Below are 480 nucleotides of genomic sequence, written 5' to 3' on the forward strand. Positions count from 1 at the left end.
TCACAATATCGTCTTGTTCCCTGTTGACTGAACCGCTTGCTTTAATGCTGACTGTTTCTCCGTCAGCAAGGTTTGTAAATACAATCGGTGTCATAAGAGATGGTACATTCGGTTTGACTGCGCCCAGATCAACTTCAAGAAGTTTTTGTCCAGGCTCAACGCGGTCTCCTTCTGATACGAAAGACGTAAATCCTTCGCCCTTCAGGCTGACAGTATCAATACCAAAGTGGATCAAAATTTCTCTTCCGCCGTCGGATTGCAGGCCGATCGCATGTTTTGTCGGGAACACATTTAGAATTTTTCCTCGAACTGGTGATACGACAATTCCTTCAGAAGGGAGAATCGCAAAACCGTCACCCATCATTTTTCCTGAGAAGACTTGGTCAGGAACATCTGTAATCGGGTGAATTTCCCCGGCAATCGGAGAAACGAAAACTTCCTCGCCGATTTCATTTTGCAGCGGTTCTGCAATCACTTCCT

General features: G+C 45.6%; 1 protein-coding gene. It reads right to left on the reverse strand.

What is annotated here, in order from left to right; translation table 11 throughout:
- On the reverse strand, positions 1-480 hold a 480-nt coding region (locus tag RVS70_RS22195; RefSeq protein WP_321134876.1), incomplete at both ends, for a PTS glucose transporter subunit IIA.

The organism is Virgibacillus sp. M23, assembly GCF_034190895.1.
Classification (GTDB): Bacteria; Bacillota; Bacilli; order Bacillales; family Amphibacillaceae; genus Virgibacillus; species Virgibacillus salarius.